The organism is Paenibacillus chungangensis (assembly GCF_042675905.1).
Lineage (GTDB): Bacteria > Bacillota > Bacilli > Paenibacillales > Paenibacillaceae > Pristimantibacillus > Pristimantibacillus chungangensis.
Genome location: NZ_JBHTJZ010000039.1, coordinates 1 through 574, shown reverse-complemented (window position 1 = coordinate 574; position 574 = coordinate 1). Strand labels below are relative to the sequence as shown.

At 42.0% G+C, this 574-nt stretch carries 1 protein-coding gene; it reads left to right on the top strand.

Annotated features, from left to right (window positions below):
* Positions 1-475, top strand: a 475-nt coding sequence (locus ACFQ2I_RS19450; RefSeq protein WP_377567203.1) for a tyrosine-type recombinase/integrase, incomplete at its 5' end; no start/stop codon positions are given.
* Between the last annotated feature and the right edge of the window lie 99 nt (positions 476-574).

Sequence of the window (574 nt, the reverse complement as noted above, 5' to 3'; positions counted from 1 at the left end):
GACTGGAAAAGGGAACAAATCACGAGTAGTTACTATCCCCGCAAGCTGTACCTCAATCATAACCGAGTATTTGCGGATAAGAAAATATGATTTAAACAACAAGTCAACTTACGACAGGCACCTATTCTCAAGCCAGACCAATGAGCGGATGTCTATCTCTTGCGTTGGGGAAGTTGTCCGAAAATATGTAGTTAAAGCAAAGGAACTCTATCCGAATCTTTTTAGGCAGAACGACTATACGCCGCATTCATTCCGACACTCAATCGCGGTTCATATGCTTGAAGCAGGCGAATCACTGATTGTCATTAAGGCGTTTTTAGGCCATGTATCGATTACTTCTACTGTAATTTACGCCAAGATTACGTCGGAATTAGCTAACAAATACCTTGACGAACGTGGCAAACCATTAGAAGATGCGATCATGAAATCGATTCCGCAGTCACTCCCCGATGCGATGCCATTCCTGTATCGATAATTTAGTCATCAAAAATTATCCGAGGAGACAGGTGCAGATTCCCTGGAGTTACAACACTTTAGAAGAATTGTGACGGATAAATAACTTGCTTGGATATGG